Origin of the sequence: Streptomyces hainanensis, assembly GCF_004348415.1 — a bacterium.
In the GTDB taxonomy this organism is placed as follows: domain Bacteria; phylum Actinomycetota; class Actinomycetes; order Streptomycetales; family Streptomycetaceae; genus Streptomyces; species Streptomyces hainanensis.
The window spans coordinates 1-6991 of record NZ_SMKI01000413.1; the positions used below are offsets into that span (position 1 = coordinate 1).

The following is a 6991-nucleotide window of genomic DNA, read 5'->3' on the forward strand; positions in this document are numbered from 1 at the left end:
CCCTGGAAGCGTTCCCGTGGATTCGCACCCGCCACCGCACCTGTTCCCGCCATTTCGGGGACGGCGCGCTGTGCGCGAAGTGTGCGGGGGCTGGGCCATCATGTGGCGCGGCGGGAAGGGCGAGGCGAGGGAGCCGAGGATGACGGGCATGGCGTGGCCGGCGGGCCCCGGCGAGGTGGGGCGGTTGTTGGCCGGGACACCGTTGATGGCACGGGAGTTGCCGGCGTTCGACGCCGGCGCGGCGCCCGGGGCGCCGGGCGAACTGTTCGCGCGGTGGCTGGCGGAGGCCGTCGCGGCCGGGGTACCCGACCCGCACGCCGTCACGCTCGCCACGGTGGACGCGGACGGGGCGCCGGACGCGCGGGTGCTGGCGCTGCGGAACGTCGATGTCGACGGCGGCGGTTGGGTGTTCGCCACCGACGCCACGAGCCCGAAGGGCGCGCAGCTGGCGGCCAGACCGGTGGCGGCGATGACGTACTACTGGCCGGCGCGGGGGCGGCAGGTGCGGCTGCGCGGCCGGGTCGCGACGGCGCCGCCCGACGTCTCGGCGGCCGAGTTCCACGCCCGCTCGCCCCGCTCCCGGGTGGCCGGCCTGGTGGCGCGGCAGAGCGAGCCGTTGGGCTCGCTCGGGGAGTGGACCGACGCGGCCGACGCGGCCGAGCGCCGGCTGGCGGCCGAGCCGGACGCCGTGCCGCCGGGGCACACGGTGTACGTGCTGTGGGCCGACGAGGCCGAGTTCTGGCAGGGCGACGCGGGGCGGCGGCACGTCCGGCTGCGGTACCGCCGGGACGCGGACGGGGGTTGGCGGCGCGGGCTGCTCTGGCCGTGAGCCCGCTCGCGCCCCAGGTCAAAGGCGGGTCAGCGCGTCCATCACTTCGGGTGCGGGTGCGGTCGTAGGGACGGATCAGCGGGGCCTAGCCGCCCAGCACGCGGACCGGCTCGCCGGCGAGGAAGGCGACGATGTCGGCCACGGCCTCGCCGTAGAACGTCCGGTAGGTGGCCTCCGTGACATAGCCGAGGTGCGGGGTGGCGAGCAGCCCGGGCAGGGTGCGGAACTCGTGGTCGGCGGGGAGCGGTTCGGCGTCGTAGACGTCGACCGCGGCGCCCGCGATCCAGCCCTCGCGGAGGGCCCTGGCGAGCGCGGTCTGGTCGACGAGGGCGGCGCGCGAGGTGTTGACCAGGCGGGCGGTGGGCCGCATCCGGCGCAGTTCCGCCTCGCCGAGCAGGCCTCGGGTGCGGTCGCTCAACACCAGGTGCAGGGAGACGAAGTCGCTGGTGGCCAGCAGTTCGTCGAGGCTCGCGGCCCGGGTGGCGCCGCCGGCGGCGGCCCGTTCGTCGGTCAGGTGGGGGCTCCAGGCCACCACGTCCATGCCGAACGCGGCGCCGACCGCGGCCACCCGGGAGCCGATCTTCCCGAGGCCGACGAGGCCGAGGCGGCGGCCGTGCAGGTCGGCGCCGATGGTGGACTGCCAGGGGCCGCCGTCGCGGACGGCCGCGTTCTCCCGGGGCAGGTTGCGGGCCAGGCCGAGGAGCAGCGCCCAGGTGTGCTCGACGGTCGGCTGGGAGCGGCTGAACGTGCCGCAGACGGTGACGCCGTGCCGTTCGGCCGCCGCCAGGTCGACGGACGCGTTGCGCATCCCGGTGGTGACCAGCAGCCGCAGCCTGGGCAGCCGGTCGAACAACTCGGCCGGGAACGGCGTGCGTTCCCGCATGATGACGACGATCTCGCACTCCCCGACGAGCTCGACGAGCCGGTCGCGGTCGGCGATGTACTCCCGCACGACGGTGACGTCGACGGCGTCGGCGAGCGGCGACCAGTCGGCCATGGTGAGCGCGACGCCCTGGTAGTCGTCGAGCACGGCGCAGCGGAGCTTCTCGGTGGTCACGTCATGTTCTCCTTCCGGCGGGTCGCACCCTACCCGGCGTGCGGTCGGCCGCCGTGGTGAGCTGGGCGGACGGGTAACATCCCGGGCATGGCACGCGACGGAAACGCGCCGGCCTTCCTCTGAGGCAGCGGTGAGACGACGGTGGGCGCCCGGCAGGGGGCGGTCCCGCCGCGCTGGTGTCCCCACCCCGACCGCCGTGCACCGACCTAGGAAACACGAACACCATGAACGTCCCGATGCCCGACGCCGCCCTGGCCATGCTCAGGTGTCCGATCTGCGGCGGGTCGCTGCGGCCCGCCGACCGTGCCCTCCGGTGCCCCGCGGGGCACTCGTTCGACGTCGCCCGGCAGGGCTATGTGAGCCTGCTGGCCGGGGGTGGGGCGCCGACCGGCGCCGACAGCGCCGAGATGGTGCGGGCCAGGGTCGACTTCCTGGCGGCCGGGCACTACGCGCCGATCGCGGCGGCGGTGACCGACGCGGTCCCGCCGTCCGCCGAGACCGTGGTGGACGCCGGGACCGGCACCGGCTACTACCTGGGCGCGCTGCTCGACGCCCGGCCGGCGGCCGTCGGGCTCGGGCTCGACGCCTCCAAGCACGCGCTGCGGCACGCGGCCAGGGCCCACGCCCGGATGGCCGCCGCGGCCTGCGACGTCTGGGGCTCGCTGCCGGTCGCGGACGCGTCGGCGGACGCCGTGCTCAACGTCTTCGCGCCGCGCAACGGCGCGGAGTTCCGGCGGGTGTTGCGACCGGGCGGCGCGCTGGTGGTGGTCACGCCCACCGAGCGGCACCTGGCGGAACTGCGCGGCCCGCTCGGGCTGTTGTCGGTGGACGCGGCCAAGGAGGAACGGGTGCGGCGGGCGCTCGCCGGGGAGTTCGCGGCGGCCGGCCCCGCGACGCCGGTCGAGTATCCGGTGGATCTCTCGGCGGAGGGGACGACGGAGCTGGTCTCGATGGGTCCTTCCGCGCGGCACGTGACGCCGGACGAGCTGGGGCGGCGGGTGGCGGCGCTGCCGGCGCCGGCGCGGGTCACGGTCTCGGTGCGGGTGGCCGTCTACCGGCCCTGAGGGCCGGGCTCGGGCGCCTGGTTCGGGGCGGCGAGGCGCCGGTGCCAGGAGGCCGACAGCGCGTCGAGCCAGCGCGCCGACGCGTCGAGCGGGGCCGGACGCACCCGGTAGAGCACCTCGCGGCCGGCGCGACCGCCGCTGACCAGGCCGGCGTCGAGCAACACCTGGAGGTGCTTGACGACGGCCTGTCGGGAGACCGGGAGGCGGCCGGCCAGCGTGGTGGCGCTGGCCTGGCCGGCCTCGGCGAGCGCGTCGAGCAGCCGCCGGCGCGTGGGATCGGCCAGCGCGACGAGGACGGAGCCGATGGCGCGTTCGACGCGGTCCGGAACGTCGCTCGATGTGTCGCTCATGGTTCCGCCCCTTTCGCCCTTGGGCCAGGTTGCACCACGGACCCACGAGACGCAACCGCCCGGTAGCAGATCGCGGGCGGCGGCTACGATTCCGCTATGCCTGACGCTCTCGCCATCCGCACCGTCCTGGGAGACATCGCCCCCGGTGAGCTGGGAGTCTGCGACGCGCACGACCACCTCTTCCTCCGCTCGGCACGGCTGCCGGGCCAGGAGTTGGACGATCTCCCGGCGGCCGTCGCGGAGTTGCGGGCCTTCGCCGACGCCGGCGGGCGGGCGGTCGCGCAGTGGACGCCGTTCGGTATGGGCCGGCGGGCCGGCCGGCTGGGCGAGGTGTCACGAACCGCCGGGGTGCACCTGGTCGCCGCCACCGGATTCCACCAGGTGGCGCACGAGGGCGAGTTGATGACCGAGCGGGTCGCCGGGCGGCTCGCGGAACTGTTCGTCGACGAGCTCACCCGCGGAATGCGCAACGACGACGACCCCGACGGCGCCAACGGCACGGCCCGGGCCGGCCTGATCAAGGTGGCCGGGGCCTTCCACGGCCTCGACGCGCACGCCCGCGCCGTGATGACGGCGGCCGCCGAGGCGCACCACGCGACCGACGCCCCCATCGGGGTGCACCTGGAGGGCGGCACGGCGGCCCTGGACGTGCTGGCACTGCTGTGCGAGAAGCTGCACGTCCCGCCGGCGCGGGTCATCCTCAGCCACCTCAACCGCTCCCCCGACGCCCGGGTGCACCGGCAGGCCGCCGAGGCCGGCGCGTTCCTGGCGTTCGACGGGCCGTCGCGCACCCACCACGCCACCGACTGGCGGCTGCTCGACGCGCTGGCCGCGCTCTGCGAGGCCGGGCACGCCGACCGGCTGCTGCTCGGCGGCGACACCACCACGGCCCGGGCGAGGGCCGCTGCGGCCGGCGGCGAGGGTCCCGGGATGCCGTTCCTGCTGACCGGGCTCCGGCCGCGGGTGGAGCGGGAGTTGGGCGAGCGGGTGGCGCACGCGGTCTTCGTCGACAACCCGGCACGGGCGTTCGCCGCCGGCTGGGGCAGTCGGTAACGCCCTAGTCCAGCAGCGCCGCCGTCCACAACTCCACGCGGCGCTCGATGTATTCGGCGTCGCCGAGCCAGGCGTCGCCGTGGCCGGTGTTCCAGTGGGTGGTCCACGGTTCGACGCCCTCGGCGGCCCGGTCGCGGAGGAAGTCGTGCATGGCGCGGGTGCGGCGGCCCAGCAGCGGGACGAGGGCGCGCCGGTCGGCCTCGTCGAGGCCGTACGCGTCGACGAAGGTCCGCAGCCGGGCGGCGGCCAGCGGATCCGGGTGCCGGTAGGCGGGGTTGGCGGTGAGCTGGACGAAGCCGCGGGCCGCGTAGGCCAGATCCCACAGCCGGGTGCCGGGGCCCGCGCCGTCCCAGTCGATGAGGATCCAGGAGCCGGCGGCCTCGTCGACCACCAGGTTCCAGGGGGCGAGGTCGTGGTGGGCGATCAGGTCGGCGCCGTCGGCCGGCATCACCGGCCGCCACCGGGCGTCCGGCGGCGGGGTGAAGTCGGCGACGGCGTCGTGGTAGTCGCGGATCAGCCGGGCCGCCCCGGCCAGCCGGTCGGCGGGATCGAGGAGCGCCATCCGGTCGGGCCAGAGGATGGTGCCGGGCGCGAACGTCAGCACCTCGCGGCCCCGTTCGTCGATCCCGAGCGGGCGGGGCGCGGCGTGGTAGCCGACCGCGTGCAGGTGGCGCAGCAGGGCGTGTACGGCCGGCGTCTGGGGACCGGCGGGGCGACGCACGGTGTCGCCGACGCGGACCACGCCGGCGCTGACGTTCCCGCCGGTCAGCGGTACCTCTTCGGGTGCGGATGGCATGCCGGGCAGTCTCACACGGCAGGGGCGGCCCCGTCCCGGGCGCCGTCGGGCCAGACCACCTCGCCGCCGGCGGCGTCGAACCGGGGCGCCGGCGGGAGCGTGCCGTCCGCGGTGTGGCCGAGGAAGACGGCGACGGCGAGCGGGCCGTCGGCCGGCGCCTCGAACCAGGGGGTGGCGCTGTGCGCGCCGAACGGATTGGTGCCCTCCGCCCGGTGGGCCGGCGGCGGTTCGGCCGGCGGGTGGAGCACCAGCAGGGCGCTGGTCAGCCCGTCCTGGCGCCTGACCACGCCGGGGCGCGGCTCCGCCGGCGGGACGTCGGCGGCCAGCGCGTGGCCGCCGAGCCGCAGCCGGCTGCCGCGTGCCGCCTCGTCGGGCCGCACCACCCGCACCTCCCACGGCCCGGTCACCGCCGAGACCACGGCGAGGGCCCCGTGCCGGGAGGCGGCGACCCGCCCGTCCGGCGCCACCGGCGCCAGGCCGGCGCGGGGCACCGGGGCGCCGTTCGCGTCGAGCAGGCTCACCTGGTTGTCGGGGCCCGGGTCGCCGAGGCGGGCGTCGCCGTCGCGCCGGTACTCGGCCGCCTGGTCGGGCGGGCCGAGTTCGGGCCCGGTGTGGGTGGTGTAGGCGATCCTGGCGTAGAACGGGTCGCGGCCGGCCGGGGAGCGCAGCGTGCCGTGGTTGACGACGCGGACCACGCCGTCCGCCGCGGTGCCGCTGACCAGCCAGCCGGGCACGGCCGACGTCCGGGTGAAGTCGCCGCGTTCCACCGGCAGCGGCTCCTCGGTGGCGGTCCACACCGGGTGGTCGGGCGGCAGCAGCAGGCCGAGGAAGCCCTTGCTGGCCCAGTAGGGGGAGGCGGGGCCCGAGTAGTGCTGCCTGACCGGCTCGAAGCGGCGGTGCCAGCCGAGGGAGAGCAGGCCGTTCTCCTCGGTGGCGCCCCGGTCGAGGAAGTGCCGCAGCATGCCGCTGGCCGCCCGCCTGGTGAGGCCGGGCGACAGCGGGGTGGCGTCGAAGAGTGCGCCGGTGAGGAAGGGCGCGGCGGCGGCGAACCGGTAGGTGAGCGACCGTCCCTGGAAGAGCGGCGCGCCGTCGCCCCCGACGAGGTGCGCGGCGTCGTCGAGGAAGGTCCGCAGCCGCTCGCGGTAGCGGTCGAGCGGCTCGCGGTCGCCGGAGATCCGGCAGTACCAGAGCGGGTAGAGGTGCATCGCCCAGGCGTTGTAGTGGTCGAACGAGCTGGTGCCGCCGTCCGTGTACCAGCCGTCGCCCCGGTACCAGCCGTCGGTGACCTCGACGGCGTGCGCGATGTCGCCGGCGGCGTGCGGGGCGTCGACGGAGGCGAGGAACGCGGCGACCACGGCCCGGAACCAGACCCAGTTGTTGGCGGGCACCTCGACGCCTGACAGCTCGGAGAGCCAGTCGACGGTGTTCCGTCGCACCCGGTCCGGCAGCCGGTCCCAGAGCAGCGGGCGGGTCTCGTGCAGGGCGAGGGCGACGGAGGCCGCCTCCACCCTGGCCTGCCGGACCTCGCTCGGCCGCGGCCAGCGCTGCTCCTCCGGCGCGTCGGGGTCGGTGCCGGCGGCGAGGCCGGTCGCGTAGGGGGCGAGGATCCGCTCCGCGTGCCCGGGTTCGGCGTGCGCGGCGCGGAACGCGGCGAGCAGGAACGTCCGGGCGTAGCCCTCGAATCCGTCGCTCAGCTGGCCCGAGCCGCTGGCCGGCCCCGGCAGGTGGAGGAGGGAGCCGCTGGCGTTGGCGAACGGCCGGACGGCGGTGAGCAGTTCGTCGGCCGCCCACTCCCAGTGCGCCCTGGTCCAGCCGGTGCGGGGGGAGAGTTCGGGGTCGGGG

General features: G+C 76.5%; 7 protein-coding genes. 3 read left to right on the top strand and 4 right to left on the bottom strand.

Annotation, left to right across the window (positions count from 1 at the left end):
* The first annotated feature begins 139 nt into the window (after positions 1 to 139).
* The gene (locus E1283_RS28585; RefSeq protein ID WP_243745175.1) at positions 140 to 829 is read left to right on the top strand and encodes a pyridoxine/pyridoxamine 5'-phosphate oxidase; all 690 of its coding nucleotides are present in this window, start codon (positions 140 to 142) and stop codon (positions 827 to 829) included.
* 85 nt (positions 830 to 914) lie between these two features.
* On the opposite strand, the gene E1283_RS28590 is transcribed toward E1283_RS28585, so the two are convergent.
* Complete coding sequence (locus E1283_RS28590) at positions 915 to 1826, bottom strand: D-2-hydroxyacid dehydrogenase family protein (protein WP_132821067.1); 912 nt, start codon at positions 1824 to 1826, stop codon at positions 915 to 917.
* A gap of 296 nt (positions 1827 to 2122) precedes the next feature.
* Between E1283_RS28590 and E1283_RS28595 the strand changes: the two genes are divergently transcribed.
* Positions 2123 to 2950, top strand: a complete 828-nt coding sequence (locus tag E1283_RS28595; protein ID WP_132821068.1) for a putative RNA methyltransferase — start codon at positions 2123 to 2125, stop codon at positions 2948 to 2950.
* Here E1283_RS28595 and E1283_RS28600 read toward each other — a convergent pair.
* On the bottom strand, positions 2938 to 3300 hold the full coding sequence (locus tag E1283_RS28600) for an ArsR/SmtB family transcription factor (protein ID WP_132821063.1): 363 nt from the start codon (positions 3298 to 3300) through the stop codon (positions 2938 to 2940). The genes E1283_RS28595 and E1283_RS28600 overlap by 13 nt on opposite strands.
* A 96-nt stretch (positions 3301 to 3396) precedes the next feature.
* On the opposite strand from E1283_RS28600, the gene E1283_RS28605 reads away from it, so the two are divergent.
* Positions 3397 to 4353 (top strand): phosphotriesterase family protein, encoded by a 957-nt coding sequence (locus tag E1283_RS28605; RefSeq protein WP_132821064.1) that lies wholly within the window; start codon positions 3397 to 3399, stop codon positions 4351 to 4353.
* A gap of 4 nt (positions 4354 to 4357) precedes the next feature.
* Here the strand turns inward: E1283_RS28605 and E1283_RS28610 are convergent, their stop codons facing one another.
* Together E1283_RS28610 and E1283_RS28615 are read right to left on the bottom strand one after the other, a co-directional pair.
* A complete protein-coding gene (locus tag E1283_RS28610; protein ID WP_132821065.1) occupies positions 4358 to 5149 on the bottom strand; it encodes a phosphotransferase in 792 nt (263 codons plus the stop codon).
* Positions 5150 to 5160: 11 nt separating this feature from the next.
* Positions 5161 to 6991, bottom strand: a 1831-nt coding sequence (locus E1283_RS28615; RefSeq protein WP_207930562.1) for a DUF2264 domain-containing protein, incomplete at its 5' end; no start/stop codon positions are given.